This is a genomic window from Enterobacter sp. Ap-867, from assembly GCF_011752855.1.
Taxonomy (GTDB): Bacteria; Pseudomonadota; Gammaproteobacteria; order Enterobacterales; family Enterobacteriaceae; genus Cedecea.
In genome coordinates, this window is the sequence record NZ_VWWS01000003.1 from 288,028 (window position 1) to 313,752 (window position 25,725).

Annotated in this window: 28 protein-coding genes and 1 other annotated feature; of the genes, 19 read left to right on the forward strand and 9 right to left on the reverse strand. The window is 54.8% G+C overall.

Features of this window, described 5'->3' with window-relative positions:
* Nucleotides 1-86: 86 nt before the first annotated feature.
* The 8 genes from F3J26_RS11895 (at nucleotide 87) to hutH (ending at nucleotide 9,764) form a co-directional block, all read left to right on the forward strand.
* Nucleotides 87-1,307 carry an aspartate aminotransferase family protein gene (locus tag F3J26_RS11895; protein ID WP_166874910.1) on the forward strand — a complete coding sequence of 407 codons (1,221 nt, stop codon included), beginning with the start codon at nucleotides 87-89 and terminating at the stop codon, nucleotides 1,305-1,307.
* Entirely contained in the window at nucleotides 1,304-2,338 is a 1,035-nt protein-coding gene (astA, locus tag F3J26_RS11900) for an arginine N-succinyltransferase (RefSeq protein ID WP_166994002.1), read from the forward strand. The genes F3J26_RS11895 and astA overlap by 4 nt, the downstream gene beginning before the upstream one ends.
* Nucleotides 2,335-3,813: a succinylglutamate-semialdehyde dehydrogenase gene (gene astD / locus F3J26_RS11905; RefSeq protein WP_166994004.1), complete on the forward strand. Its 1,479-nt coding sequence runs from the start codon at nucleotides 2,335-2,337 to the stop codon at nucleotides 3,811-3,813. Before astA ends, astD begins: the two co-directional genes overlap by 4 nt.
* Nucleotides 3,810-5,141, forward strand: a complete 1,332-nt coding sequence (astB, locus tag F3J26_RS11910) for an N-succinylarginine dihydrolase (protein WP_166994006.1) — start codon at nucleotides 3,810-3,812, stop codon at nucleotides 5,139-5,141. The genes astD and astB overlap by 4 nt, the downstream gene beginning before the upstream one ends.
* 10 nt (nucleotides 5,142-5,151) lie before the next feature.
* Nucleotides 5,152-6,117 carry a succinylglutamate desuccinylase gene (gene astE / locus F3J26_RS11915; RefSeq protein ID WP_166994007.1) on the forward strand — a complete coding sequence of 322 codons (966 nt, stop codon included), beginning with the start codon at nucleotides 5,152-5,154 and terminating at the stop codon, nucleotides 6,115-6,117.
* Between the two features lie 334 nt (nucleotides 6,118-6,451).
* Nucleotides 6,452-6,937 (forward strand): ATP-independent periplasmic protein-refolding chaperone Spy, encoded by a 486-nt coding sequence (gene spy / locus F3J26_RS11920; protein WP_166994009.1) that lies wholly within the window; start codon nucleotides 6,452-6,454, stop codon nucleotides 6,935-6,937.
* 473 nt (nucleotides 6,938-7,410) lie between these two features.
* On the forward strand, nucleotides 7,411-7,956 hold the full coding sequence (ves, locus tag F3J26_RS11925) for an environmental stress-induced protein Ves (protein WP_008456615.1): 546 nt from the start codon (nucleotides 7,411-7,413) through the stop codon (nucleotides 7,954-7,956).
* Nucleotides 7,957-8,219: 263 nt separating this feature from the next.
* A complete protein-coding gene (gene hutH, locus F3J26_RS11930; protein WP_166994010.1) occupies nucleotides 8,220-9,764 on the forward strand; it encodes a histidine ammonia-lyase in 1,545 nt (514 codons plus the stop codon).
* A gap of 29 nt (nucleotides 9,765-9,793) precedes the next feature.
* Here the strand turns inward: hutH and cho are convergent, their stop codons facing one another.
* The 3 genes from cho to nadE form a co-directional block, all read right to left on the reverse strand.
* A complete protein-coding gene (gene cho / locus F3J26_RS11935) occupies nucleotides 9,794-10,657 on the reverse strand; it encodes an excinuclease Cho (RefSeq protein WP_166994012.1) in 864 nt (287 codons plus the stop codon).
* A 66-nt stretch (nucleotides 10,658-10,723) separates the two neighbouring features.
* Nucleotides 10,724-11,614, reverse strand: coding sequence for an aromatic amino acid DMT transporter YddG (gene yddG, locus F3J26_RS11940; protein WP_166994014.1), 891 nt, complete (start codon nucleotides 11,612-11,614; stop codon nucleotides 10,724-10,726).
* 65 nt (nucleotides 11,615-11,679) lie between these two features.
* Nucleotides 11,680-12,507 carry an NAD(+) synthase gene (gene nadE, locus F3J26_RS11945; RefSeq protein WP_008456608.1) on the reverse strand — a complete coding sequence of 276 codons (828 nt, stop codon included), beginning with the start codon at nucleotides 12,505-12,507 and terminating at the stop codon, nucleotides 11,680-11,682.
* 267 nt (nucleotides 12,508-12,774) lie between these two features.
* Between nadE and osmE the strand changes: the two genes are divergently transcribed.
* Nucleotides 12,775-13,116, forward strand: coding sequence for an osmotically-inducible lipoprotein OsmE (gene osmE / locus F3J26_RS11950; protein WP_008456607.1), 342 nt, complete (start codon nucleotides 12,775-12,777; stop codon nucleotides 13,114-13,116).
* 151 nt (nucleotides 13,117-13,267) lie between these two features.
* On the forward strand, nucleotides 13,268-13,504 hold the full coding sequence (cedA, locus tag F3J26_RS11955; protein WP_008456606.1) for a cell division activator CedA: 237 nt from the start codon (nucleotides 13,268-13,270) through the stop codon (nucleotides 13,502-13,504).
* Between the two features lie 44 nt (nucleotides 13,505-13,548).
* On the opposite strand, the gene F3J26_RS11960 is transcribed toward cedA, so the two are convergent.
* From F3J26_RS11960 to hxpB, 3 genes are all read right to left on the reverse strand, one after another.
* A complete protein-coding gene (locus F3J26_RS11960; RefSeq protein ID WP_166994016.1) occupies nucleotides 13,549-14,940 on the reverse strand; it encodes an L-cystine transporter in 1,392 nt (463 codons plus the stop codon).
* 132 nt (nucleotides 14,941-15,072) lie between these two features.
* Nucleotides 15,073-15,663, reverse strand: a complete 591-nt coding sequence (locus F3J26_RS11965) for a metal-dependent hydrolase (RefSeq protein ID WP_166994018.1) — start codon at nucleotides 15,661-15,663, stop codon at nucleotides 15,073-15,075.
* Between the two features lie 121 nt (nucleotides 15,664-15,784).
* Entirely contained in the window at nucleotides 15,785-16,453 is a 669-nt protein-coding gene (gene hxpB / locus F3J26_RS11970; protein ID WP_008456600.1) for a hexitol phosphatase HxpB, read from the reverse strand.
* Nucleotides 16,454-16,621: 168 nt separating this feature from the next.
* Here hxpB and F3J26_RS11975 point away from each other — a divergent pair, with 168 nt between their 5' ends.
* Nucleotides 16,622-17,158 (forward strand): YniB family protein, encoded by a 537-nt coding sequence (locus F3J26_RS11975; protein WP_166874878.1) that lies wholly within the window; start codon nucleotides 16,622-16,624, stop codon nucleotides 17,156-17,158.
* Between the two features lie 36 nt (nucleotides 17,159-17,194).
* Here F3J26_RS11975 and F3J26_RS11980 read toward each other — a convergent pair whose 3' ends face one another.
* From F3J26_RS11980 to pfkB, 3 genes are all read right to left on the reverse strand, one after another.
* Entirely contained in the window at nucleotides 17,195-18,055 is an 861-nt protein-coding gene (locus F3J26_RS11980; protein ID WP_166994020.1) for a fructosamine kinase family protein, read from the reverse strand.
* A gap of 98 nt (nucleotides 18,056-18,153) precedes the next feature.
* Nucleotides 18,154-18,435 (reverse strand): type V toxin-antitoxin system endoribonuclease antitoxin GhoS, encoded by a 282-nt coding sequence (gene ghoS, locus F3J26_RS11985; RefSeq protein ID WP_008456593.1) that lies wholly within the window; start codon nucleotides 18,433-18,435, stop codon nucleotides 18,154-18,156.
* Between the two features lie 99 nt (nucleotides 18,436-18,534).
* A complete protein-coding gene (gene pfkB / locus F3J26_RS11990; RefSeq protein ID WP_008456592.1) occupies nucleotides 18,535-19,464 on the reverse strand; it encodes a 6-phosphofructokinase II in 930 nt (309 codons plus the stop codon).
* A gap of 291 nt (nucleotides 19,465-19,755) precedes the next feature.
* On the opposite strand from pfkB, the gene F3J26_RS11995 reads away from it, so the two are divergent.
* The 8 genes from F3J26_RS11995 (at nucleotide 19,756) to pheS (ending at nucleotide 25,723) form a co-directional block, all read left to right on the forward strand.
* Entirely contained in the window at nucleotides 19,756-20,514 is a 759-nt protein-coding gene (locus tag F3J26_RS11995) for a DUF481 domain-containing protein (RefSeq protein ID WP_008456590.1), read from the forward strand.
* 124 nt (nucleotides 20,515-20,638) lie between these two features.
* Nucleotides 20,639-20,893: a hypothetical protein gene (locus tag F3J26_RS12000; protein WP_008456587.1), complete on the forward strand. Its 255-nt coding sequence runs from the start codon at nucleotides 20,639-20,641 to the stop codon at nucleotides 20,891-20,893.
* 257 nt (nucleotides 20,894-21,150) lie between these two features.
* A complete protein-coding gene (gene thrS / locus F3J26_RS12005) occupies nucleotides 21,151-23,079 on the forward strand; it encodes a threonine--tRNA ligase (protein ID WP_008456585.1) in 1,929 nt (642 codons plus the stop codon).
* A 3-nt stretch (nucleotides 23,080-23,082) separates the two neighbouring features.
* Nucleotides 23,083-23,625 (forward strand): translation initiation factor IF-3, encoded by a 543-nt coding sequence (infC, locus tag F3J26_RS12010; RefSeq protein ID WP_071530481.1) that lies wholly within the window; start codon nucleotides 23,083-23,085, stop codon nucleotides 23,623-23,625.
* 91 nt (nucleotides 23,626-23,716) lie between these two features.
* Nucleotides 23,717-23,914, forward strand: coding sequence for a 50S ribosomal protein L35 (gene rpmI, locus F3J26_RS12015; protein WP_006118955.1), 198 nt, complete (start codon nucleotides 23,717-23,719; stop codon nucleotides 23,912-23,914).
* 44 nt (nucleotides 23,915-23,958) lie between these two features.
* On the forward strand, nucleotides 23,959-24,315 hold the full coding sequence (gene rplT, locus F3J26_RS12020; RefSeq protein WP_000124850.1) for a 50S ribosomal protein L20: 357 nt from the start codon (nucleotides 23,959-23,961) through the stop codon (nucleotides 24,313-24,315).
* Nucleotides 24,316-24,555: 240 nt separating this feature from the next.
* Nucleotides 24,556-24,679, forward strand: a sequence feature (Phe leader region).
* Nucleotides 24,561-24,605, forward strand: a complete 45-nt coding sequence (pheM, locus tag F3J26_RS12025; RefSeq protein WP_106120997.1) for a pheST operon leader peptide PheM — start codon at nucleotides 24,561-24,563, stop codon at nucleotides 24,603-24,605. It overlaps the preceding feature by 45 nt.
* 60 nt (nucleotides 24,680-24,739) lie before the next feature.
* Nucleotides 24,740-25,723 (forward strand): phenylalanine--tRNA ligase subunit alpha, encoded by a 984-nt coding sequence (gene pheS, locus F3J26_RS12030; RefSeq protein WP_008456562.1) that lies wholly within the window; start codon nucleotides 24,740-24,742, stop codon nucleotides 25,721-25,723.
* Nucleotides 25,724-25,725: the final 2 nt, after the last annotated feature.

The window sequence follows — 25,725 nt, forward strand, 5'->3', positions numbered from 1 at the left end:
GCACGATGCCTGCAATCTACATTTACAGCGCAAACACTCAATTATTTAACATTTAATAAACTTTTTGTTTACCGTGAGGGGTCACTATGTCGCAGTCAATTACACGCCAACATTTCGACGAATGGATGATGCCGGTTTATGCCCCTGCGCCTTTTATTCCGGTTCGTGGCGAGGGTTCCACCCTGTGGGATCAGCAGGGAAAAGACTACATCGACTTTGCCGGTGGCATCGCGGTTAACGCCCTGGGACATGCTCACCCTGAAATGCGCAAAGCGCTGGAGGAGCAGGCGGCAAAATTCTGGCACACCGGCAATGGCTACACCAATGAGCCGGTATTGAAGCTGGCGAAGCAGCTCATCGACGCTACCTTTGCGGAGAAAGTGTTCTTCTGTAACTCAGGGGCCGAGGCCAACGAGGCGGCGCTGAAGCTGGCGCGTAAGTATGCCCATGATAATTTTGGCGCACAGAAAAGCGGCATCGTAGCGTTCAAGAACGCGTTCCATGGCCGCACGCTGTTTACCGTCACGGCCGGTGGTCAGCCCGCTTATTCTCAGGACTTTGCGCCGCTGCCGCCGCAGATTAACCACGCGGTATTTAACGATTTACAGTCTGCCCGTGAGCTGATTAACGACGAAACCTGTGCGGTGATCGTCGAGCCTATGCAGGGTGAAGGCGGGGTCGTTCCAGCGACGCCAGAGTTCCTTCAGGGGCTGCGCGAACTTTGCGACAAACACAACGCCGTACTGATTTTTGACGAAGTACAAACCGGCGTGGGCCGCACCGGCTCGCTGTATGCCTATATGCATTATGGCGTGACGCCGGACGTACTCTCGACGGCCAAAGCGCTGGGCGGCGGCTTCCCGATCGGCGCGCTGCTGACCACCGATCGCTTTGCCAAAGTGATGGTGGTGGGCACCCATGGCACCACCTACGGCGGCAACCCGCTGGCCTCTGCTGTGGCCGGACGCGTGCTGGAAATCATTAATACGCCGGAGGTGCTCAACGGCGTGAAACAGCGCCATGACTGGTTTGTTGAGCGCCTGAACCACATTAACCAGAAGCACCAGCTGTTCAGCGAAGTACGCGGCTTAGGGCTGCTGATCGGCTGTGCCCTGCGCCCTGAACATGCCGGTAAAGCGAAACTTATTCTGCAGGCTGCCGCGCAGGAAGGCCTGATGATGCTGATCGCCGGGGCTAACGTGCTGCGTTTTGCCCCTGCGCTCATCGTCAGCGAAGCAGAAGTTCAGCTGGGCCTGGATCGCTTCGAGCGTGCCTGCGAACGCTTCCTCGCGGGAGTTTCATCATGATGGTAATCCGCCCGATTGAACGAGGCGATCTGCCGGGGTTGCTTAAGCTTGCCGGGAAAACCGGCGGCGGGCTGACCTCGCTCCCCGCCGACGAAAAAACGCTGGCCGACCGAATCGAACGCTCGCTGCAGACCTGGCAGGGCGGGCTGCCGAAGGGCGATCAGGGCTATGTTTTTGTGCTGGAAGATACCAGCAGCGGCCAGATGGTGGGGATTTGCGCCATTGAGGTGGCCGTGGGCCTTAACGACCCCTGGTACAACTACCGGGTCGGGACGCTGGTTCATGCCTCCAAAGAGTTGAATATCTATAACGCACTGCCGACGCTTTTTCTCACCCACGACCACACCGGAGCGAGCGAGCTTTGCACGCTGTTCCTCGACCCGGCCTGGCGTAAAGAGGGCAACGGGTATCTGTTATCCAAGTCTCGTTTTCTGTTTATGGCCGCCTTCCGCGAACGCTTCAACGACAAAGTGGTTGCCGAGATGCGCGGGGTAATCGATGAACACGGGCATTCACCGTTCTGGGAAAGCCTTGGGAATCGCTTCTTCTCTATGGAGTTCGCTCGCGCCGACTACTTGTGTGGCACCGGGCAGAAAGCTTTTATTGCCGAGCTGATGCCAAAACACCCGATTTATACCGACTTCCTTTCCAAAGAGGCTCAGGCGGTTATCGGCCAGGTGCATCCGCAAACGGCACCAGCGCGCACCGTGCTTGAAGCCGAAGGATTCCGCTATCGTAACTATGTCGACATCTTCGACGGTGGTCCTACGCTGGAGTGCGATATCGACCGCGTGCGGGCGATCCGCAAGAGCCGCCTGCAAACCGTCGCTGTCGGCCAGCCTGCTACCGACGAACTGCCCGTTTGTCTGGTCGCCAACGAAAATTACCACCAGTTCCGCGTGATGCTGATCAAAGCCGATCCCAATGGCGAGAAACTGGTTATTGATGCCGCCACCGCCGATGCGCTGAAGTGCGCCAGCGGCGACATCGTGCGCGTGGTGCGCCTGTGCCCTGAGGAGAAAAAAGTATGACTAACTGGATCAACGGACAATGGGTGCCGGGCCGCGGCGAAGCGCTGTTAAAACATAACCCTGTCAGCGGCTCGCAGCTGTGGGAAGGGCTGGTGGCGGATAAAACGCAGGTAGAAGAAGCCTGCCGTGCGGCTCGTGCGTCGTTTCCCGCCTGGGCGAAACGCCCGTTTGCAGAACGCCAGGAGATTGTGGAGCGTTTTGCCGGCCTGCTTGAGACGAATAAAACTGCACTCGCTGAAACAATTGCGCAGGAAACCGGCAAACCTCGCTGGGAAGCGGCCACCGAAGTGACCGCGATGGTTAATAAAATTGCCATTTCCATCAAGTCTTACCACACCAGAACGGGCGAAACGCACACCGCGATGCCGGACGGGGCGGCGACTTTACGCCATCACCCTCACGGCGTGCTGGCAGTCTTTGGCCCTTACAATTTCCCTGGACATTTGCCCAACGGCCATATCGTGCCGGGACTGCTGGCCGGCAACACCCTGGTGTTTAAGCCGAGCGAGCTAACGCCGCGTATCGGTGAACAGGTGATGAAGTTGTGGGAGGAGGCCGGTATTCCGGCTGGCGTGCTGAACCTGGTGCAGGGGGGACGCGAAACCGGCGAGGCGCTGTCTAATCAGTCGGAACTTGATGGGCTCCTGTTTACCGGCAGCGCGGGCACCGGCTACCACCTTCACCGGCAGTTTGCCGGGCAACCGGAGAAGATCCTTGCCCTGGAAATGGGCGGGAACAACCCGCTGATCGTCGAAGATCCGCGGGATATCGACGGCGCCGTTCACGTGGCTATCCAGTCGGCGTTTATCACCGCCGGGCAGCGCTGCACCTGCGCCCGCCGTCTGCTGGTGAAACAGGGTGAGCAGGGGGATACATTTATTCGTCGCCTGGTTGAAGTCTCTGCCCGTTTGCAGCCGGGGGAATGGGACGCTATGCCACAACCGTTTATTGGCGGATTGATTTCGGTGCAGGCGGCTGAAAGGGTGCTGACCGCGTTTCAGGCTCACGTAGCCCGCGGCGGTAAACCGCTGCTTGAACCAAAAATGATTCGTCCAGGCACCTCTTTACTGACGCCGGGCATCGTTGAGCTTAGCGGCGTGGCCGACGTGCCGGATGAAGAAGTGTTTGGCCCGCTGCTGGCGATTTACCGCTATGACAGCTTTGACGACGCGATTCGGATGGCGAACGACACACGCTACGGCCTGGCGAGCGGGCTGATTTCACCGTCCCGCGAACAGTTTGACCAGCTTTTACTGGAAGCCAGAGCCGGGATCGTGAACTGGAATAAACCGCTGACCGGGGCCGCCAGCACTGCGCCATTCGGCGGCGTGGGCGCTTCAGGTAACCACCGCGCCAGCGCCTGGTATGCTGCGGATTACTGCGCCTGGCCGATGGCCTCGTTGGAAAGTACAAGCTTCGCGTTGCCACCAACCCTGAGTCCAGGGCTAGATTTTAGCCGCGAGGAGCAGCCATGAAGAAAGCACGTGAGGCCAACTTCGACGGACTGGTGGGGCTGACCCACCATTACGCCGGGCTGTCGTTCGGCAATGAAGCCTCGACGAAGCACCAGTTTCGCGTGTCTAACCCGAAGCTGGCGGCGAAGCAGGGGCTACTGAAAATGAAAGCGCTGGCGGACGCGGGTTATCCGCAGGGCGTGATTGCCCCACAGGAGCGTCCGAATATTGGCGTGCTGCGTCAGATAGGCTTTAGCGGCAGCGACGAGCAGGTTGTTGAGCGTGCAGCTCGGCAAGCTCCGCAGCTGCTGTCCGCCGCCAGTTCGGCCTCTTCGATGTGGGTGGCCAACGCGGCGACGGTATCACCGTCAGCCGATACGCTGGACGGTAAAGTGCATCTCACCGTCGCCAACCTGAACAATAAGTTCCACCGTGCCAGCGAAGCACCGACGACGGAAAGCGTGCTGCGGGCGATGTTCCGGGATACCGGGTGTTTTGCCGTGCACGGCGCGCTGCCGCAGGTGGCGATGTTTGGTGACGAAGGTGCCGCCAACCATAACCGTTTAGGCGGCGAGTATGGCGAGCCGGGCGTGCAGCTGTTTGTTTATGGTCGCGAAGACTCGAAAAGCGGGCAGGCACCGGCGCGGTATCCCGCTCGTCAGACGCTGGAGGCCAGCCAGGCCGTGGCACGTTTGAATCAGGTACGTTCTGAGCAGGTTATCTTCGCTCAGCAAAACCCGGCGGTGATCGACCAGGGCGTTTTTCACAACGACGTTATTGCAGTTTCTAACCGCGAGGTGCTGTTCTGCCACCAGCATGCGTTTGTGGATCAGCCGGGGCTTTATCAGCGCCTGCGCGAAAAAGTCCCGGGCTTTACGGCCCTGGAAGTCCCGGACGATTTGGTTTCGGTGGCGGATGCGGTTTCGACCTATCTGTTTAACAGCCAGCTGTTGAGTCGCGCCGACGGCGGCATGACGCTCGTGCTGCCGGAAGAGTCTCGCCAGCATCCAGGCGTCTGGCGCTACCTTAACCAACTGCTGGAGGCGGATAACCCTGTCCGTGAGCTGCAGGTGTTTGATCTGCGCGAAAGCATGGCTAACGGCGGTGGCCCGGCCTGTTTACGCCTGAGAGTGGTACTGACGGACGAGGAGCTTAAAGCCGTTAATCCGGCGGTGATGATGAACGACACGCTGTTTATGACGCTCAATGGCTGGGTTGATCGCTGGTATCGCGACCGTTTAACCCAGGCTGATTTAGCCGATCCGCAGCTGTTGCGCGAGGGGCGTGAAGCGCTGGATGAACTGACGCACATTCTGGATTTAGGTTCCGTGTATACGTTCCAGCAATAGGGGAGAAATAATGATTGATTTTCTGGCGCAGACGCTGGCCGGCAAGGCGCCTGAACAAACCTCCGGGGAGAATGCTTATCTCAGCTGGCGTTGGTGGGATGAAGGTATTCTGACGTTGACGCCGCGTGAGGCGGCAGGGAAAGCGCTGGTCATATCGGCCGGGATTCACGGCAACGAAACCGCCCCGGTGGAGATCCTTGGCCAGTTGACCAACGGCTTGATCGCGGGGCAGCTTCCGCTGCAGTGGCGCACGATGATTATTCTGGGTAACCCAGCGGCGCTGCGCGCGGATAAGCGTTATACCCATAGCGACATGAACCGTATGTTTGGCGGGCGCTGGCAGCAGTTTCCTGAAAGCGTAGAAACCCAACGTGCGGCCAGGCTTGAACATGCCCTCGAGCAATTCTGGTCGCGAAGTGAGGAGCAAACCCGCTGGCATCTGGATATGCATACCGCTATTCGTGGCTCTTATCACCCCCGGTTTGGCGTGCTTCCTGCGAGGCCGCTGCCTTATAGCGAGAACTTTTTAACCTGGCTGGGCTGCGCCGGGCTGCAGGCGCTGGTGTTTCATCAAAAGCCCGGTGGCACCTTTAGTCATTTCAGCAGCGAGCATTTTGGGGCGCTGAGCTGCACGCTCGAGCTGGGAAAAGCCAGGCCGTTTGAGCAGAACGATCTTGGTCAGTTCGCGATAACTAAAGAAGCAATCTCAGCGTTGTTAAGCGGGGCAGAGCCGCCGGTCATGGAGATAGAACCGCAGCGTTACCGTGTCGCTCAGCAAATCACCCGACAGTCGGAGAAATTTGTGCTGCACATGTCCGGCCAAACGCAGAACTTTACCGAGTTTTCGAAGGGCACCCTGCTGGCTGAAGATGGTGAGAAGCGTTATGTCGTTGCCGGCGAAAAAGAGTACGTTTTATTCCCCAACCCGGATGTGGCGCTGGGGCTGAGAGCGGGGCTGATGCTGGAGGAAATTTAAACTTTAAGCAGCTCTGAATAATTGAGCTGCTTAATCATTTCGTATTGTTAATTTATTTGCGGATAATTCCTGGGTACAGGGTTTATTCGTTAGGTTGATTGCTGTACACTTTCCATATTGTCTTTATAATCAGTTATTTGTTATATTTAGTTGCACTATTCCTCGCCTTAACCCTTATTTTCTTCATAATTGATGCATTCTTGTTTTATACCCTTTCAATGATTTACGGATGCCACCGTCTCCTTGACGATAAGACTCGTAAACTCATTCTCGTCAACACGGCATCGTCGTTTTAAGCGAGCCGTCAATTTAATGAAAAGAGAAGGTTAAAAATATGCGTAAATTAACTGCACTGTTCGTCGCTTCTACCCTGGCTCTGGGTGCCGCTAACCTGGCGCATGCTGCAGACGCCACCCCGGCTGCGGCCCCACAAACCGATGCTCCGATGATGCACCATAAAATGATGCGCGGCCCGATGCACGACATGATGTTTAAAGACCTGAACCTGACCGATGCGCAGAAACAGCAAATTAAAGACATTATGAAAGAACAGCACGGCAAGATGCAGCGCCCATCCGTTGACGAACGCCGCGCCATGCACGACGTGATTGCCAGCGACAGCTTCGACCAGGCTAAAGCCCAGGCGCAGATTGATAAAATGGCCGAGCAGAACAAAGCGCGCATGCTGGCGCATCTGCAAACCCAGAACAAAATCTACAATATTCTGACCCCGGATCAGAAAAAACAGTTTAATGCGAATTTTGAGAAGCGTCTGACAGAACGCCCTGCGCATGAAGGTAAAATGCCAGCTGCTCAGTAAGTCTGAGCGACTAAATTAAGACCGCCGGTCCTGTTCACAATAGCGAGGTACGCTGTGAACAGGATCGGCGGTTTTCTCGTTTAATCATGCCACTCCACTCTTTCCCCTTCGCTCGACTCAAATAATACCGCCCGGCAATAATCACGCTGACGGGATAAGCCATTTTAAACACTCAATTTCAGCAGCTTACATTCAAAATTGCAGTTCACTCCGCAGATTTTACCGACCGGTATTGAGGGCGATAAATTTACTTTGCTTCCCGATAAAAAAGCCGCTAAATCATTGTCACAAAAATAGAACCAGGGCTACAGCAACCGGCCACGGCTGCCGATAACACTGGCGTCAGGCACAGATCTGACGAACAAAACAGAGAACTGATGAGCAGGCCGCCGGGGGAGCTCTTCCTTTGGGGTCGCTCAATTTAAAGAGCAAATGCCAGGGCACACGGATGCCGTGCGTCCTCAGGAGTGGTGATGGAATTCTTTGATATACGAAAGGTGCCGGTTAACCTCTGGCGCAACGGCGCCGGGGAAACGCGAGAAATATGCTGTTTTCCACCCGCGACGCGAGATTTCAACTGGCGTGCCAGTATCGCCTCTTTGGCCCACAACGGCGAGTTTCCGGTCTTTCCGCAGGTTGACCGGGTAATGACTCTGCTGGAGGGGAGCGAGGTCGTTCTCGACGGCGGAAAGGCGTTCAGGCATACGCTCAAGCGCCATCAGCCTTTTACTTTTGCCGGTGAGCAGCCCGTAAAAGCCGAGCTGACTCGCGGCATGTCGATGGACTTTAACGTGATGACTCGCCGGGACCGATGCCGGGCCCAGGTGCGGGTGGCGGACAGAACCTTTACCACTTTTGGTACCCGAGGCGGCGTTGTTTATGTCCTGAGCGGGGAATGGCAGCTGGAAGATAAGCTGCTTTCACCGGACCAGGGCGCCTGGTGGCAGGAGGGCAGCCACACGCTGCGGCTGTTAAAAAACGAAGGGCAACTGCTGTTCAGCGAAATTACCTATTTGTAGACCGAATGCCCGGAAAACTGGCCGGGCAATGCTCTTTCTTCCTGATGAATATCCTCAGAAGCTGCTGTGCAACTGCGGTTTTGTTCTTCATTTCCTCTGCCTGTAAACGCCCGGCAGCATCCCGTGCTGGAAAAATTTCACAAGCGCGATCCGGCTCACCGATCGATAAAAAAGTCCTATGACCCGCTGGCGGATTATTTGGTTTATTAGTTAAGTTGTATATACAAATATAGACAAAAACCCGATGCAAACAGGATGCTGACATGTCAACGCAAAAGAAGCTATGCAGTCTCACTCCAGGTTCCGTTTCACTGGCCACTCTGCGCGAGATCTACCATGGAAACGTGCTGCTCAGACTTGACCCCGGGGCGGTTGCCGCCGTTGAGCGTGCGCTCGGCACGGTAGAAGCGATTGTTGCCCACGGCGACGTGGTTTACGGTATTAACACCGGTTTTGGCAAGCTGGCACAAACCACCATCGCCACCGATCATCTGGCTGAACTTCAGCGTAATCTGGTGCTTTCTCACAGCGTGGGGCTGGGCGAAGCTCTGCCGGATGATGTTGTCCGACTGGTGATGGCCAGTAAAATTATCAGCCTGTCACGCGGGCATTCCGGCGTTCGTCTGCTGGTGATTGATAGCCTGATTGCGCTGTTTAACTCGGGCGTAATGCCGGTGATCCCGGAGAAAGGCTCGGTGGGGGCATCCGGTGACCTGGCCCCGCTGGCGCATCTGTCGCTGATGTTGCTCGGGGAAGGGAATGTCAGGGTGAACGGCGAACAGATCCCTGCCGGTGAAGGTTTGAAGCTGGCAGGCGTAAAGCCGCTGGTACTGGGGCCAAAAGAGGGCCTGGCGCTGCTGAACGGGACCCAGGTTTCGACGGCGCTTGCGCTGCGAGGGTTGTTTGAGGGCGAGAAGGTGTTTGCTGCCGGGCTGGTGGCGGGGGCCTTGTCGCTGGAGGCTATCAAAGGCTCAGTGAAACCATTCGACGCGCGTATCCACCAGGCTCGCGGCCAGGCGGGACAAATTGATGTGGCTGCGGCGGTCACTGCACTGCTTGCCGACAGTAAAATCGTTGATTCTCACGTCCACTGTGGCCGCGTGCAGGATCCTTATTCCATTCGCTGCGTGCCGCAGGTTATGGGCGCGTGTCTGGATAACCTGCGCCATGCGGCGCGTGTTCTGCAGATTGAGGCCAACGCCGCCTCGGACAACCCGCTGGTGTTCAGCGACACCGGAGAAGTGATTTCAGGCGGCAACTTCCACGCAGAGCCCGTTGCCTTTGCCGCCGATATTATCGCGTTAGCGGTGGCGGAAATTGGCGCAATTTCGGAACGTCGCCTGGCGCTGCTGCTGGATACCGGTCTGTCCGGCCTGCCGCCGTTCCTCGTGAAAGAGGGCGGGATTAACTCCGGCTTTATGATTGCGCAGGTCACCGCTGCGGCACTGGCCTCGGAGAATAAATCGCTCGCTCATCCGGGTAGCGTCGACAGTCTGCCAACGTCTGCGAATCAGGAAGACCATGTTTCGATGGCGACCTATGCGGCTCGCCGTCTGGGATCTATGTGCTTTAACACTGCGGCAGTGGTTGGGATTGAGGCTATGGCGGCCGCTCAGGGCATCGAGTTTCACCGGCCGTTGCGCAGCTCACCCCTGCTTGAAAACGTCTGCGGGGATATTCGCGAACGCGTGGCATTTCTGGAAAAGGACCGCCTGCTGGCACCGGATATCGAGCAAATGCGTCTCTGGGGCTGCAGCGACGGCTGGCCGGAAGCTATCACCAAACTTCTGCCTTCGTCGGCGGCTTAGCACTTTTAGACTCCTCTCTTGGGGGGAGTCTACTCCAGTTCTATCACCTCATATTCCCCGCTCAGCATCAGCTTGCAAAGGATCTTGTAGCCGTCGTTATCAAAGCCCTCCGGCGGCTGGCGGCGGGTTGTTACGTCATTTAACTGCTGCACGGACCCAAGATAAAACCAGTGATCGATCAGGTGATACTCGGTCATCTCCGGGCTGCGTTCCACGATGGCGACGGCGTTTTTCCATGGCCAGCAAATCAGGCGAACCTGTTCGAGAGCCTGAACCAGGCGGGCATGATGCTCGGCCTGAGTCTCTTTCCCGCAACAGGCTCCGGCGCAGCGTTTGAGCGCTGAGCGAAAACAGGCCCGGCCCTTACTCAGTGATTCCAGGCCCAGCAGGCCGTAACAGAGGCGATGCTCATCGGCCAGCCCTTGCAGCGTTTGCAGCGCGGCCCGGCGGTTAGCGTACAACCCATACAGGCCCGGCTGGCGGGAGAAATCGACATCTTTGGCATATACAACCTGCGGTGTGTCCCCCTGAAGAGACAGGGAACAAAGCTGGCGGTTACGACGCAGGCGTTTGTTGAACAAAGGCTGTTGCTCTTTGATCATTTGCGCTTCGAGCAGTAGCGCTCCGAGTTCGCCGGCAGTGCGGATAAAGGTAATACGGCGAGACTGCCTCAAGAGTGCGGCTTCATCAGGCGTACGAAAATGGGACATCACGCGCGTGCGGATATTGACACTTTTGCCGATATACAACGGCATAACGTCGCTTTCACCGTGAAAAACATAGACGCCGGGTTTTTTGGGCAGGTCATCAAGCCATGGCCTGAGATGCTCCGGATATTCATAGACCGCCGCGGCTTCAAACTCTAACCGCGACGTATTTGCACGCCTGACCACATCGGACTCCTGGGTACTGTTTATTTCACCAGTATAGCAGTCGTGAAGGTGAAGAGGGAATCGCCCTTAACCATAGTGCCGCGTGGCAAGCCAGCAAAGCAGAGAGCCGCCTACAACCATCAGTACACCTTGCCAAAAAGCAAAGCCGGGATGCAGACCCAGCCACAGCGTGGCGAGCAGGGCCGATAATACCGGCGTGAAGTAGGAAGCCGTGGCAAGCAGCGTCATGTTTCCCCGCTGGATACCAACATTCCAGGCTGAATAGGCGACGGCGGTAGAAATCCCCATAAATAACAGCTGCGCCGTACCGGATAGCGTGAAATGCATTGTTGGATGTGCCACAAAGGCGAACTTAATCCACAGCACCAGCGCGGTGGCGCAGAAAAACAGGCTGACGCCGCTTTTACCTTCGCTCCAGCGGCGAGTCAGGTTGCAGTAGAGCGCCCAGATGATGGCGGCGGCAAAAGCCAGGCCGTAGGCCAGTGGGTTATCGAGAATGTTGTGCCACATCACGAGAGGCGACCAGTCGCCGTCTCCTTTCATTACCTGCACAATCCCCGCCAGGGAAAGCGCGAGCCCAGGCCACAGCCATAAATTGCTGCGCTGGCCGTTAATAAACAGGGCGAAAAAGACGGTCAGGCAGGGCCAGAGATAATTGATCATCCCCAGTTCCAGGGACTGAGCGCGGGTGTGCGCCAGGCCAATTGAAAGCGCCAGGCTTATTTCATAGCCCACAAAGAGCAGCCCGCCAACCCAGAGATAACGGGGTGGGAGTTCGCGTATTTTGGGCAAACCTCGGACGAGGCAAAGACACAGCGCGCTGACGGTGTAGAGCAGGGCCGCGCCGCCGACTGCGCCAAAGTGCTCGCTGATGCTGCGCAACAGGCCAACGGAGGTACTCCAGAGCAGGATTGCGATAAGGCCGATAAGCGTGGCGCGTTGCGAAGAGGTGTCCATGTCCATCCTGTAAAAAAGGCGGCACTACGCCGCCCTGAAAAATGCTAATGCAAAGTTGTTTCTGACTATTTTTTCCAGAAATCATCAAACACGGTAATCGGCGGACGGCGTTTGTGTTCCGTTTTCAGATACCAGCCTTCGATGATTTTTGCGGTTTCAGCCGGTACGGTTTTGCCTTCCAGATAATCGTCAATTTGCACGTAGGTTACGCCGAGGGCCGCTTCATCCGGCAGAGAAGGGCGATCGTCTTCGAGATCGGCTGTCGGGGCCTTCAGGTACAAATGTTCCGGGCAGCCGAGCGTTTTCAGCAGCAGTTTGCCCTGGCGTTTGTTGAGGCGGAAAAGAGGATTAATGTCGGTGCCGCCGTCGCCATACTTGGTGAAGAATCCGGTTACGGCTTCCGCGGCATGGTCCGTCCCCACGACGACGCCTTTGGTCATCCCGGCGATGCTGTACTGCGCCTTCATGCGCTCGCGGGCTTTTTCATTGCCACGAACAAAATCGCTCAGCTCGATTCCCGCTTCGCGCAGAGCCTGCTCGCTGGCAAGCACGGCGCCCTTGATGTTCACCGTTAACACGCGATCCGGCTGGATAAACGCAATGGCATCCTGGCAATCCTGCTCGTCGGCCTGTACGCCAAACGGCAAGCGCACGGCGATAAACTGATAGCTGTCGTCGCCGCTTTCTTCACGCAGTTCGCTGATAGCTAGCTGGCAGAGTTTGCCTGCCAGAGTGGAGTCCTGGCCGCCGCTTATCCCCAGCACCAGAGATTTAATAAACGGGTAGGTTTTAAGGTACGTTTTCAGAAAATCAACGCTGACGCGGATCTCTTCGCTGGCGTCGATCTGTGGCTTGACGCCCAGTGCCTGAATAATCTCTTGTTGCAGAGCCATTTAACCCCTCCAATAAGCTGTACCCGCAACGCGCAGGCCGCAAAATTTAACTGTCCTAAAACTTACCCTGTTGCGCTGAAAACGACAAGGCTCAAAGGCTTACCCGGCCTGCAGACGGCGAGTTTTTCTGCAAACCAGACAGGATCCTTATGAATACTCTTATTGTCCGAATTTTCACGCATTAAGGGTAACGAGTTGAAAAATGTTCTTTTATATTCCAGGCTTATCTAACACGCAGGATCAATACATTCATTGATGAGGATAATTATGAATAATAAATTTGCAGGATTTTTAGGCGCGGCAGCGGTAATGACTATGCTGGCAGGGTGTACCGCTTACGATCGCACCAAAGATCTGGTGACTGAGCCGGTAGTGAAAGATGTGAAAAAAGGCATGACCCGTGCCCAGGTACAGCAGATTGCGGGTAAACCGTCTTCCGAAATCACCATGATCCACGCCAAAGGGACCTGCCAGACCTATATTCTGGGCCAGCGTAACGGTAAAGCTGAAACCTATTTTGTCGCGCTGGATGACACCGGTCGCGTGATGAATTCGGGCTACCAGACCTGCGCTGAATACGACACCGATCCGCAGGCACCTAAAGCCTAAGCTAGCACGCCGAAAAGGACCCGGCTGCAGTCTCTGCGCCGGGCTTTTTTTTGCCTTACGGGCGGAGACAGAGAAGAGGGGGCGACGAGGAAGGGTGAGATCCGCTATCATGGTGAGGTTGTTCACTAATTCAGTTCCAATCCCGTTGCCTATGAAACCACTGCGCCAACCGAATACACGCCCAATCATTACCTACACGCCCCGCGTGGAGCCAGCTCCGCCTTCTCATGCGTGGCGAGTAGACGGGTTTAAAGATGTCTATCTGCTGCGCGGGCAGTATGTAGCGTTTGTTTTACTGGGTGATGCCTTCCGCCAGTCGCCGCCGTTTACTTTGCCCGAGTCGGCACAGCGCTGGGCGAAACAGGTTCGGCAGGAAAACGAAGTATAAAAAAAGGCCGCTATCACCAGCGGCCTTTTGTTTTTCAGTTCAGATTAACGGTGGGCTAATTCCACTTCATCGTCGCTGTTCAGAATCTCTTTGTCGGTCTGCTTCATCAACTGGCTGGTAATGGTCCCGGCGGTCATCGACCCGCTAACGTTCAGGGCGGTACGGCCCATATCAATCAGCGGTTCAACGGAAATCAGCAGCGCGACCAGCGTGACCGGCAGCCCCATCGCGGGCAGCACAATCAGCGCGGCGAAGGTTGCACCACCGCCCACGCCGGCTACGCCTGCGGAGCTAACGGTCACAATCCCTACCAGCGTCGCAATCCAGACAGGATCCAGCGGGTTAATCCCTACGGTCGGAGCCACCATCACGGCAAGCATCGCCGGGTAGAGACCTGCACAGCCGTTTTGGCCGATGGTTGCACCGAAGGAGGCGGAGAAGCTGGCAATTGATTCTGGCACGCCAAGACGGCGGGTTTGCGCTTCCACGTTCAGCGGGATACTCGCCGCGCTGGAGCGGCTGGTGAACGCGAATGTCAGCACCGGCCAGACTTTGCGGAAGTATTTCACCGGGCTAACGCCGTTGAAAGCCAGCAGAACGGCGTGAACGCCAAACATAATTGCCAGGCCAAGGTAAGACGCCACCACGAAGCTGCCCAGCTTGATGATGTCCTGCAGGTTTGAGCCCGCCACTACTTTGGTCATTAGCGCCAGCACGCCGTATGGCGTCAGCTGCATGACCAGGCGAACCAGCTTCATGACCCAGCTTTGCAGGGTGTCGATAGCCACCAGTACGCGCTCACCTTTAGGGGCATCATCTTTCAGCAGCTTCAGCGCTGCGACGCCCAGGAAGGCGGCAAAAATCACCACGCTGATGATAGACGTCGGGCTGGCACCGGTCAGGTCAGCAAACGGGTTTTTCGGCACGAAGGAGAGGATCAGCTGCGGGACGGTCAGGTCAGCCACTTTACCAATGTAGTTGGATTGAATCGCCGCCAGACGAGCGTTTTCTGCATTGCCCTGCACCAGGCCTTCAGCGGTCAGGCCAAACAGATTGGTGACCAGCACCCCGACCAGCGCGGCAATCAGCGTGGTAAACAGCAGTGTACCGATAGACAGAACGCTAATTTTCCCCAGCGAAGATGCATTATGCAGTTTGGCGACGGCACTCAGAATTGAGGCGAAGACCAGCGGCATAACAATCATCTGCAGCAGCTGCACATAGCCGTTACCGACAACATTAAACCACTGAATGGAATCTTTCAGCACCACGCTGTCGGAACCATAAATGGTGTGCAGCGCCAGGCCAAAGATCACGCCCAGTACCAGACCTGCCAGCACTTTTTTGGCAAGGCTCCATTGCTTGTGGCGAGTTTGCGCCAGCAGCAATAGCAATACAACGAACACCACAATGTTCGCTACCAGTGGAAAATTCATCCCCGTATCTCCTGATTTATTGTCACGCGGCCGCGCAGGGGCGACCGTTATGTTGCAAAGCGTAACAGATGGCAGGGCGTTGGTTTATATTCAAAAGGAATTGATTATTACCAAATGAATGATATTGGCTGTTTAACGCTCAGACTGGTGAGTTATAAAGCTATCAAAGGTGGTTTGCAGCGAATTTATCATCTGCGAAGACCAGCGTACTGCACCGTTTTCGGGCAGGCCCTGGGGCATCCAAACCGCAAAACCAAACAGCGCCATGCACAGGGCGCGCTCGAGCTGATTGCCTTTTTGTGGGCGAACGATGGGGAAACGGAAACGCCAGCGGCACGGCCACAATAGCGGCACCCCGGCAGGCGTTAGCATGTCGGCAAGGATATGGCTGAGGTAACCCAGCACCATACCCTGCAGCGCATCGGCCGGAATGACCCAGCTTTCCGGTACCTTGAGGTAAAACAGTGCCAGCCCGGCGAACACCACAAACAGGCTATGGGTAAACCCCCGGTGGCCGCACATTCGCGCCACCGGTTTTGAGATCCAGCTTAGCCGCTGGCCCAGAAAGGATTTTGGGTGGTCAATATCCGGCAACAGGCAGGTCAGAATCGCGGACGGCACAATATGCCACCAGTCACCCTGGGCGAGGACGGGCGTCAGTTCGGCGTTTTTGGCAAAAACTGCGCAGGCAATAGAAAAGAGCAGGTGGCCTTCCGCCGTCATGATACAACCTGAATGAAGAAACTGTCGATTCATCCAGTATAGGGTTTTTGTACAGTATTCGGAAGAGGTGACGGTGTAACATTTTGTCAGGAAGATGGGCGGCCTGAGCCGCCCGACAGGTTTAGCCTTTCAGGCTTGTTTCCGTTAACTGAACCAGAGAAGGAAGTTTGACGTCCGCCAGGCACCAGCGTGGGTCCGCAAAGTTCTCCTCGGCAGGCACCACAATGGAGCGCATCCGCGCTGCTTTGGTGGCAATCATACCGTTGACGGAGTCTTCGAGCGTCACGCAGGAGAGCGGATCGATCCCCAGCTTCGCGGCCGCATCGAGATACACTTGTGGATGCGGCTTGCTGTAAGGCAGATGTTCGGCGGAGGCAATAGCGTCGAAGTCCTGGCGCAGGTCGAACATTTCAAGCACCTTTTCCAGCATGTGCAGCGGAGACGCAGAGGCCAGGCCAACCTTCAGGCCCAGCGTTTTGCAAAGCTTTACCGCTTCAATAACGCCAGGCAGCAGCGGGCGCTGTTCCTCAACCAACGCAATAGCACGTTCGATAACGCGCGCGGTCACTTCCTCACGGGATGGTCCGGTCCACGGCTGGCGTGAATACCAAAGTTCAACCACCAGGTCGATGCGTAATCCCAGCGTGTCGGGCAGTTCGTGACGACGCGTAATATCGACGCCGATGCTCTCCAGCACGTCCAGCTCCGCACGATCCCAAAGCGGTTCGGAATCTATCAGCAGCCCATCCATATCAAAAATTGCTGCGAGGATTTGGCGCGTTTCGGCCATAAAATGACTCCTTTCTGTTCGTCAAAATAAAATGTTTGTGTATCTTTAGCCGGAAACAAAGCTCGAAGCTACCGCTTTTGCGAATTTAGCCCGCAAAGCTCAGGCGAAATAACGCCACACAGGGTAGACTTTGAGCGTATAACGTTACGTCCTAATAAAGGGGAGTACATGACGTATCAACAAGCTGGACGCATTGCGATTTTAAAGCGCGTGGCGGGCTGGATTATTTTTATCCCGGCGCTTCTGTCGACGGTAATTTCCATCCTGAAATTTATGTATCAGCACAGCGAAAAACAGCCGGGCATTGACGCGGTAATGATGGATTTCGCCCACGTGATGATTGAGATGATGCGGTTCAATACGCCGTTCCTGAATCTCTTCTGGTACAACTCGCCGCTGCCGGATTTTAACGGCCAGGTGAACGTCTTCTTCTGGCTAATATTTGCGCTGATTTTTATCGGTCTGGCGCTGCAGGACTCCGGGGCCCGCATGAGCCGTCAGGCAAAATTCCTGCGCGAGGGCGTGCAGGATCAGCTGATTCTTGAACAGGCCAAAGGGCCGGAGGGACTCAGCAAAGCGCAGCTCGATGCAAAAGTGGTTGTGCCACATCACACGATCTTACTGCAGATTTTTCCGCTTTATGTCCTGCCGGTGATTGTCATCGTGGTGGGCTATTTCTTCTTCAAGCTGCTCGGCTTTTTATAAAATAACGGGCCACGCCGTTCAGGCGCGGCCTGCTTTTTACGCCGCTAATACTTTCTCCAGCGCTTTTTGCGCCGTCACCAGGTGCTGCCCGCCGAACAGAATCGCCCGGTTAAGCAGGGTATAAAGTTGGTAAATGGGTTGGCGGTCGAGGAAGCCCGCCGGAAGAGGAGAGACGGACTGATAGCCGTCGTAAATTTGCGGCGGCTGGTCGTTGTGCAGCGGCAGCATGGCCAGGTCGCATTCCCGGTCACCCCAATAGCAGGCGGGGTCGTAAATAAAGGGCCCGTCAGGCCCGAGGGCGCAGTTGCCCGACCAGAGATCGCCGTGCAACAGGGAAGGCTGAGGCTGATGCGAGGCCAGCGCCTGCTGGACAAAATCAACGATCAAATCAATATCGCCATAGTCGATGCCTTTTTCCGCCGCCATTTCCAACTGCCAGCCAATGCGCTGCTCGGCAAAGAAGGTCGACCAGCGTCGCTGCCAGGCGTTGGGCTGCGGGGTGGTGGAGAGATCGTTGTCGAAGTCCAGACCGAACTGCGGCTGGTCGCTCCATTGATGAAGCCGGGCCAACTGCTGACCGAGGAGAAACGCGTTATGGGCATCGAGGGGTTTAGAAGGCAGATACTCCAGCAGCAAGAAGCTGTAATCTCTGTCGCTGCCGAGCGCCCAGGCCTTGGGTACTCTGACGGTTTTACTGCGCGACAGGAGCTCTAGCTGATCGGCTTCTGCCGTGAAGATGGGCAGCATTTCGCGTTCGTCACACTTGACGAAAATCTCGTGGCCCGCATAACGAATATGCCATGCCGCGTGAATTTCGCCGCCGGGTAGCTCAGTGCGCTGTTCAATCTCTGCTTCGCCTAACTGCTCGCTTAACAAATGACGGATGGCTTGCCACATGACTTTTCTCCCCAGGTTGGCTGGTAGACACTGCAATCAATAGCTTATCGCCGTTTGCCGGGCAAAAACACGCGCTGACGCACAACCCCGGCCAGTACTTACTTTTGTTTCTGCCAGGCTTCCCAGCGGGTAACGACGACGTCAGGCTCCGTGCCAAGCGCTACGCTTCCCAGCCCTCTGGCCAACGCTGCAACTTCTTGTTCATCAAGCGGACTGATTAGCCCGAAGCTGCCCGGGCCAAGTTCGTGAATTTTGCCTTGATCATCGGTGAGCGTGAGGGTAAAACCGCCGCGCGTGAGCTGGTTGTTCAGCTCGTTGATGTCGGCCAGGCTTTGCTCTTCAAATTGCACCGTTATCAGATAGCGTTCAACTTCGCTCATAGTCACCCCGTTGTTATCCTGAAGGTTTTAGCATAGTTCATGCTGCCGGAATGGCGATATTCTCGCCCGGAGGCAGCCCGTTTATTCTGCAACGAAACGTTAGCCTCGTAGCCAGGCGTAGATCTTCTGCGTATTTTCCAGCGAGCAGAGGCGGGTGCCTTTGTTCAGCGTAGCGGCACTGCCGGCAGCCACGCCATAGCGAACGATATCCAGCAGAGGCGCGTTTTCCGCAAGCTTGATCGTCATGGCGCCAACCATGCTGTCTCCGGCGCCGACGGTGCTTTGGCTTTTGACCGGCGGTGGCACAACGTGCACACACTCTTGTGTATCAACCGCCAGGGCTCCCTGGGCTCCCAGAGAAACCACGACGCGTTTTGCCTGGCCGCTGTCGACAAGGTGCTGCGCGGCGGCTCGCACATCGTCCGGCTGCGTAAGTTCGCGCTGGACTAAGGCGCTCAGCTCTTTTTGGTTTGGCTTCACCAGTTCGATGTTTCCTAACGCGAGTGTGGCTTTCAGTGCCTCTCCTGAGCTGTCCACGATGCAGCGTATGCCTTTCTCCTGAGCCATTTTTACCAGGCGGCAGAGCTTTTTGAGATCAACGCCCGGCGGCAGGCTCCCGCTGATCGCCAGAATATCGCCGGAATGAAGGGCAAGGGCTTTTTGTTCCAGGTGCAGGAATTCATCCTCCGTCAGGGCGGCTCCAGGCATAACGAATCGATATTGTTCGCCGGTAGATTCGGTATGTACGTGCAGGTTCTGGCGAGTCCAGTCTTTCGCTTCCACGGTGTCCACGGTGACATGCTCTTCAAGCAGCAGATCGCGAAGGTGCTGGCCAGTCGCGCCGCCAACCGGAAATATCGCCGTGGCGTGTCCCCCCAAATGGACAATGGCACGGGCAACGTTTATACCGCCGCCGCCGGGTTCAAAGATGGGCGAGGTGCAGCGAAGTTTCCCTTCAGGATAGATTTGCGCCGTGACGGTGGCGCTGTCGAGGGAAGGGGCGAGGGTGAGTGTAAAAATAGCGGTCATGTCTCCTCCTTTTTTAGCCATTGTCCTAAAGCGTAGCACCGAAGCGGGAAGTGAAATGTTAATTAAAATCATGATTTATCGAATGATTATCCAAAAACCATAACCTTCGTATCCTTATGAAAATAAAGATATTTTAAGAGCTCTCTTATACAAAAAATGAAACAAGAATCCATTGCTATGTTATTGCGGAGTTTTTATAATTTGTAACCTTTCCGGGGCGGCTTCGATTTGATCCCGAGGAAAGATTCCGGAACCTTAATGGTTTCTTTTTTGTGTTGTACGGATTAATAAATGAAGCTTTTAAAGACAGTGCCGGTTGCGCTTTTACTCACCGGTGGAGCGTTCTTTAGCCATTTCGCAGTGGCAGATGACTCAGTATTTACTGTCATGGATGACCCGACTACCGCGAAGAAACCCTTCGAAGGTAATCTGAATGCAGGCTATCTTGCGCAGGCAGGCAATACCAAAAGTTCTAACTTGACTGCTAACACCAATATGACCTGGTACAATACGGCTACCGCCTGGTCAATTTGGGGTACCGCCAGCAACACCTCTTCCAACGATGTGCGCTCTTCCGAGAAATACTCAGCGGGTGGGCGTGGTCGTTACAACATGACTGACTATGACTATCTGTTTGGTCAGGCCAGCTGGTTGACTGACCGATACAACGGCTACCATGCGCGCGATGTCTTCACTGCGGGTTATGGTCGCCAGTTGCTGAACGGTCCAGTTCACAGTCTGCGTGTGGAATTCGGTCCAGGTGTGCGTTATGACGAATTTACCGATGGTAAAAACGAGACTCAGGCGCTGGGCTATGCGTCTGCGACTTATAACTGGCAGCTGACCGACAACGCTAAGTTTATTCAGGGCGTGTCCGTGCTGGGCAGTGACGACACCACGGTGAACTCCGAAACGGCGCTGGATGTGGCTATCAGTGAGCACTTTGGCCTGAAAGTAGGCTATAACGTGACCTGGAACTCCGATCCGCCGTCTACTGCACCAAACCATACCGACAGACGTACGCAAATTACGCTCGGGTATAAAATGTAAGATTAAGAAGCCGGACAATATCCGGCTTTGTTTTTTCCTCGTGCGCCCACTCTTCGTTTTTTCCTATCCTTTTGAGAACCAAAACCACCTGGCAAAACGCATCGCGCCCTGAGAATAATCGTGCATGACTATCTATCGCGTACGAGTGGGGTTTCATAACCCTTCAGCCCTGACCTTCAGGCAGCTTGATGAAATTCTGGAGCCGCAGCGATTCTGGCGCACTGAGTCCGGCGGTGGGACTTTTCGCTATTTTATGGAATACGAATATGAGTCGGAACTGAGAGACCTTTGTGCGGTGTGCGACCTGGCTTACTCCCAGGCTTGTAAGGTAAAAAAATGCCCGCTGGTGCTGGTGGAAGAGAAAGACAAAGCGGCATAACGCGCCTTGAAAAGGGTGGGCGACGGCCCTATTTATCAAGCTCGTTCACGGCAACAAGGGATGTATTCCCCTTCCTGTTAGTGTTACCATCTGCGATTCAGGTGAGATGGCAGTGATGCCATTTTCATTTGTACACCAGACTGCGTACCAATTCGGCGATTGTTGGTCAAATGGTTACGCAACGAGTTGTTCTAAATCCAATTTCTCTACTGTATGTGATCTTTCGTGTGGGTCACCACTGCAGATAAGGACTTAACATGCCTGTTATTACTCTTCCTGATGGCAGCCAACGCCATTACGACAAACCCGTTAGCCCAATGGACGTTGCGCTGGACATCGGTCCAGGTCTTGCCAAAGCGTGTATCGCTGGCCGCGTAGACGGTGAACTGGTTGATGCTTCCGATATTATCGAAAACGACGCGAAGCTCGCCATTATCACCGCTAAAGACGAAGCGGGTCTGGAAATTCTTCGCCACTCTTGTGCTCACCTGCTCGGTCATGCCATCAAGCAGCTGTGGCCGCACACTAAAATGGCGATCGGCCCGGTTATCGACAACGGTTTCTACTACGACGTTGATCTGGACCACACCCTGACGCAGGAAGATCTTGAGCTGCTCGAGAAGCGTATGCACGAGCTGGCCGAGAAAGATTACGACGTTATCAAGAAAAAGGTGAGCTGGCAGGAAGCACGTGAGACTTTCGTCAACCGCGGCGAAAACTACAAAGTTGCCATTCTTGATGAAAATATCAGCCATGATGACAAACCAGGTTTGTATCATCATGAAGAATACGTGGATATGTGCCGCGGGCCACATGTGCCAAACATGCGTTTCTGCCATCACTTCAAGCTGCAGAAAACCTCCGGCGCATACTGGCGCGGTGACAGCAACAACAAGATGCTGCAGCGTATCTACGGCACCGCCTGGGCGGACAAAAAGCAGCTGAACGCTTATCTGCAGCGTCTGGAAGAAGCGTCCAAGCGCGATCACCGCAAAATCGGCAAGCAGCTTGACCTGTACCATATGCAGGAAGAAGCGCCGGGTATGGTGTTCTGGCATAACGACGGCTGGACGATTTTCCGCGAGCTGGAAGTGTTCGTCCGTTCCAAGCTGAAAGAGTACCAGTACCAGGAAGTGAAAGGTCCGTTCATGATGGACCGCGTTCTGTGGGAAAAAACGGGCCACTGGGACAACTACAAAGACGCGATGTTCACCACCTCTTCCGAGAACCGTGAATACTGCATCAAACCGATGAACTGCCCGGGCCACGTGCAGATCTTCAACCAGGGCCTGAAGTCCTACCGCGACCTGCCGCTGCGTATGGCGGAATTTGGTAGCTGCCACCGCAATGAGCCTTCGGGCGCGCTGCATGGCCTGATGCGTGTTCGCGGCTTTACTCAGGACGACGCCCACATCTTCTGTACTGAAGAGCAGGTTCGCGATGAAGTAAACAGCTGTATCCGCATGGTCTACGACATGTACAGCACCTTCGGTTTCGAGAAAATCGTGGTGAAACTGTCTACCCGTCCGGAAAAACGCATCGGCAGTGACGAAATGTGGGATCGCGCGGAAGCGGATCTGGCTGTTGCATTGCAGGAAAACAATATCCCGTTTGACTATCAGCCGGGTGAAGGTGCATTCTACGGCCCGAAAATTGAGTTCACGCTGTATGACTGCCTGGATCGTGCCTGGCAGTGCGGTACCGTCCAGCTTGACTTCTCCCTGCCAACCCGCTTGAACGCCTCCTATATTGGCGAAAATAACGAGCGTTTGGTGCCGGTAATGATTCACCGCGCCATTTTAGGTTCAATGGAACGCTTTATCGGTATTCTGACCGAAGAGTTTGCTGGTTTCTTCCCAACCTGGCTTGCTCCGGTGCAGGCGGTGGTGATGAATATCACCGATGGCCAGGCAGAATACGTTAACGAATTGACTCGTAAACTCCAAAATGCGGGCATTCGCGTAAAAGCAGACTTGAGAAATGAGAAGATAGGCTTTAAAATCCGTGAACACACGTTACGTCGTGTCCCTTATATGCTGGTTTGTGGCGATAAAGAGGTCGAAGCAGGCAAAGTTGCCGTTCGTACCCGCCGCGGCAAAGACCTGGGGAGCATGGACGTCAACGAATTGATTGAAAAGCTGCAGCAAGAAATTCGCAGCCGCAATCTTCATCAACTGGAGGAATAAAGTATTAAAGGCGGAAAAAGAGTTCAACCGGCGCGTCCTAATCGCATTAACAGAGAGATTCGTGCCACTGAGGTTCGTCTGACCGGTATTGATGGCGAGCAGATTGGTATTGTCAGTCTGAATGAAGCTTTAGAAAAAGCCGAAGAGGCTGGGGTTGATTTAGTAGAAATCAGTCCAAACGCCGAGCCGCCTGTTTGCCGCATCATGGACTACGGCAAGTTCCTCTACGAGAAAAGCAAATCTTCTAAGGAACAGAAGAAGAAGCAAAAAGTTATTCAGGTTAAGGAAATTAAATTCCGACCTGGTACCGATGATGGCGACTATCAGGTAAAACTCCGCAGCCTGGTTCGCTTTCTGGAAGACGGAGACAAAGCCAAAATCACCCTGCGTTTCCGTGGGCGTGAAATGGCACACCAACAGATTGGTATGGAAGTGCTTAACCGCGTCCGTGACGATTTGAGTGAACTGGCAGTGGTCGAATCCTTCCCAACGAAGATCGAAGGCCGCCAGATGATCATGGTGCTTGCTCCGAAGAAGAAACAGTAAGGCCATCAAGTAACAGACCGCGGGGCTTAGGCCTCGCGGGTTTTGTTCGCCTACTGGTTCGTTTTATTAACAATGCGAAGTGGAAATTGAAATGCCAAAGATCAAAACAGTACGCGGCGCCGCTAAGCGCTTCAAAAAGACTGCTTCTGGCGGTTTTAAGCGTAAGCACGCTAACCTGCGTCACATTCTGACTAAAAAGTCTACCAAACGTAAACGTCATCTGCGTCCGAAAGGCATGGTCTCCAAAGGGGATCTGGGCCTGGTTGTCGCTTGCCTGCCGTACGCATAAGTAAACTTTTTTTAATTAATTCAGAATAGAAACAGGAGAGCTAAATGGCTCGCGTAAAACGTGGTGTAATCGCACGTGCTCGTCACAAAAAAATCCTCAAACAAGCTAAAGGCTACTACGGTGCGCGTTCTCGCGTATACCGCGTTGCCTTCCAGGCTGTTATCAAAGCTGGTCAGTACGCTTACCGCGACCGTCGTCAACGTAAACGTCAGTTCCGCCAGCTGTGGATTGCACGTATCAACGCTGCAGCTCGTCAGAACGGTATCTCTTACAGCAAATTCATCAACGGCCTGAAAAAAGCCTCTGTTGAAATCGACCGTAAGATCCTGGCTGACATCGCCGTATTCGACAAAGTGGCATTCACTGCCCTGGTTGAGAAAGCGAAAGCAGCTCTGGCATAAGCCAGTTATAAGAGGGAGCTTGCTCCCTCTTTTAATTTATCCCCGTCATACTTCAATCTGTAGCTGCGTTAACTGCACTTGCTGACCCCAGTCACTTACTTAAGTAAGCTCCCGGGGATAATCGAGCTTGTCGCCTTACTACAAATCGAATTATTAGGGCATAACACAATCAATTTATTGACTTTCAACGCCGTAGCTCGTTCAATAGCCAAAGCGAAATTTGTCAAAACAAGGTAACTGCAAGCATGAATGCTGCTATTTTCCGCTTCTTTTTTTACTTTAGCGCCTGATTCAGGGGGCTTTGCGCGTAAGAAAAGAAACGAAAAACAGCGCCGAAAGCCTCCTGTACGGAGGCTTTTTTTTTGCGTTTCGTTTTCGAATCAGACCAACTACCCCGGCAGTTTGCCGGCATAAGAGGAATACCATGCCACATCTCGCAGAGCTGGTTGCCAGTGCCAAAGCAGCCATAAACGATGCCCAGGATGTTGCCGCGTTAGATAATGTACGCGTCGAATATTTGGGGAAGAAGGGGCATCTGACCCTTCAAATGACCACCCTGCGTGAACTGCCACCGGAAGAACGTCCGGCTGCGGGCGCGGTGATTAACGAAGCTAAAGAGCAGGTTCAGGAAGCCCTGAACGCCCGCAAAGCTGCACTCGAAAGCGCCGCACTGAACGAACGTCTGGCTGCAGAAACGATTGACGTTTCTCTGCCTGGTCGTCGGATTGAAAACGGTGGCCTGCACCCGGTAACCCGCACCATCGATCGTATCGAAAGCTTCTTCGGCGAGCTGGGGTTCACCGTAGCAACTGGCCCTGAAATCGAAGATGACTACCACAACTTCGATGCGCTGAATATTCCAGGGCACCACCCGGCGCGCGCGGACCACGATACTTTCTGGTTTGACGCGACCCGTCTGCTGCGTACCCAGACTTCTGGTGTGCAGATCCGCACCATGAAAGACAAGCAGCCGCCAATTCGTATTATTGCCCCGGGCCGCGTCTACCGTAACGACTACGATCAGACCCACACCCCGATGTTCCACCAGATGGAAGGCCTGATCGTTGACACCAACATCAACTTCACCAACCTGAAGGGAACGCTGCACGATTTCCTGAATAACTTCTTTGAAGAAGACCTGCAGATTCGCTTCCGCCCGTCCTACTTCCCGTTCACCGAGCCGTCCGCTGAAGTGGACGTGATGGGTAAAAACGGCAAGTGGCTGGAAGTACTGGGCTGCGGCATGGTGCACCCGAACGTGCTGCGTAACGTAGGTATCGATCCGGAAGTTTACTCCGGCTTCGCCTTCGGTATGGGCATGGAGCGTCTGACCATGCTGCGCTACGGCGTGACCGATCTGCGTGCATTCTTCGAAAATGATTTACGTTTCCTCAAACAGTTCAAATAAAG